The sequence below is a fragment of the Synechococcus sp. R6-10 genome (assembly GCF_047461815.1).
In the GTDB taxonomy this organism is placed as follows: Bacteria; Cyanobacteriota; Cyanobacteriia; order Thermostichales; family Thermostichaceae; genus Thermostichus.
In genome coordinates this window covers 1-1,975 of record NZ_JANSHW010000104.1, presented here as the reverse complement: position 1 = coordinate 1,975, position 1,975 = coordinate 1, and the positions used below count along the sequence as shown (strand labels likewise).

The following is a 1,975-nucleotide window of genomic DNA, read 5'->3' as shown; positions in this document are numbered from 1 at the left end:
TCGATGCTGAACTGTACGCGCATCCAGAGGCTATACAGCCAGGCGAGGGCGGCCCCAATCCCGGCAGATGCCAGAAGTTCCATCACCAGAGGGCTTTCAACGCTGACGCCGGGGGCAAAAGTAACCGTGACCGGGGTGGCGTTTTGCATGGCAAAGAGGGCAATGGCCAGGAGGGCTGAAAACAAGATCAGGTAGTTGAACAGTCGCATCGTTTTTCTCCTCGAAGGGATCCACTACGGCTTGCCAGCACCAGAATACCCATAAACTCGGGCCGGTTTTTGAGAAAAATTCCCTCAGAAAAACCAGCCATAACTGTGTAAGCCTTTGCCCAGAAAGTTCACCCCCAGATAACACACCCAAACCACCCCAAAGCCTAAGCTGGCCAAGAGGGCGGGGCGTCTGCCTTGCCAGCCTTTGGTGATGCGGGCGTGCAAATAGGCGGCAAAGACCAACCAGGTAATCAAGGCCCAGGTTTCTTTCGGATCCCAGCTCCAGTAGGTACCCCAGGCTTCGTTGGCCCAAACGGCGCCGGCAATAATGCCGATGGTGAGCAGGGGGAACCCCAGCCCGATCAGCCGGTAGCTGGTGTTGTCCAAGATTTCTGCCAGGCTCAGCCGTTGCCAGGGGATCCCTTCGGGGGCCGGTTGGGGGGGGAGTTCAGCCGACGAGGGGGCAGGACGGGGGGAGCGGAGGCCGGCGTAGGCCAGTTCTGAAGCCGGGGAAGGCAGGGTGGCTTCCGCCCATTCGGGATGGGTTTGGGGTTGGGGAGGGCGAAATTGCAGGCCGAGGGAGTTGCCCTTGAGATGCACTTCCTGACCGCGAGTGACGATGAGAAAGCTGATGGAGAGAAGGGATCCCACCAGCAGCGCCGCGTAGGCCAGCAACATCACAGTCACGTGCATCATCAGCCAGTTGGATTGCAAAGCCGGCACGAGGGGCTGGGCTACCTGCATATCTTCCGGCAGCACCAAGGCAGCAAAGGCCACGATCCCGGTCACAACTGGGGCGGTCATGACCCCCACCCAGCGGCTGCGGCTCCAGTAGAGGGCCACCAAATGCAAAGCGGTGATCCCCCAGGCCAGGAAAAACAAAGACTCGTACAGATTACTCAAGGGGAAGTAGCCTGCATCGATCCAGCGGGCCGTCAACAGGGCGGCCATCGTCAAGTTTGCCCCGATCATCCCCGCTAGGCCCAATTCGGCCAAAAGCTGCACCTGGGGAAAAGCTGCCCCACCCCAGTAGAACAGCATGGCCCCCAGAGAAATGGCAAACGCCACGTTGTTGAGCAGAGCTTGCCACTGGGCCAGATCCATGCCCGCAAGAGCTGTTATCGCCAACAGAGCCATACACGACCTCAAAAGTGTCTCCGACCCGGCTGGAGCCAGGCCAGTTGATCCCATTCTAGGGCGGGGGAAGGGATCTTCCCCAAAGGACACATGCTGGTAATGTGGGGATGGCTTGTCTGCGGCTCGGCAGGATACAAAGAGCATTGGGATGTAAGGCTCATGCAAGAACACGCGGGAAATGCCAGGTTGAGAAGGTGGGGGTTGTTGAGATGGTGGATCTGTCTGTTGACCGCCCTCGTTTTGGCCTCTTGTGGGGGATCCCCGCCTAAACCCCCGCAGGAACAGCTTCCCCAGCTAGAGCGCGTGCCGGTTCCCCCGGAGATTGCCAAGCTGGATGCCCATTTGCAGTATTGTCGCCCGCAAGTTCAGATCCTCAGCCCCAAGCCAGGTGAGGTGTTGTCAGAGCGGCAGGTAACCGTTCGCTTCGCGGTGCAAGGGTATCCGCTTTTCAAAGATCCGCAATTGGGTCTTGGCCCTCATCTGCACGTGGTGCTGGACAACCGGCCCTACATCGCCCATTACGATGCCGATGCTCCCCTCGTTTTCAAGGATTTGGAGCCGGGATCCCATACTCTGCGGGTGTTTGCCGGCAAACCCTGGCACGAGAGCTTCAAAAACTCTGAAGCCTA

At 59.0% G+C, this 1,975-nt stretch carries 2 protein-coding genes and 1 pseudogene; 1 reads left to right on the top strand and 2 read right to left on the bottom strand.

Annotation, left to right across the window (positions count from 1 at the left end):
- Positions 1-209, bottom strand: a 209-nt coding sequence (locus NW837_RS03525; RefSeq protein WP_414329298.1) for a lipopolysaccharide assembly protein LapA domain-containing protein, incomplete at its 3' end; no start/stop codon positions are given.
- 84 nt (positions 210-293) lie between these two features.
- Positions 294-1,313, bottom strand: a complete 1,020-nt coding sequence (gene ccsB, locus NW837_RS03520) for a c-type cytochrome biogenesis protein CcsB (RefSeq protein ID WP_414329299.1) — start codon at positions 1,311-1,313, stop codon at positions 294-296.
- 258 nt (positions 1,314-1,571) lie between these two features.
- Between ccsB and NW837_RS03515 the strand changes: the two are divergent.
- A pseudogene (locus NW837_RS03515) lies at positions 1,572-1,975 on the top strand (hypothetical protein); the annotation flags it as partial.

Coding starts and splice junctions, on each gene's coding strand:
- ccsB (WP_414329299.1), bottom strand. CDS start 1,313: ATGGATCTGGCCCAGTGGCAAGCTCTGCTCAACAACGTGGCGTTTGCC.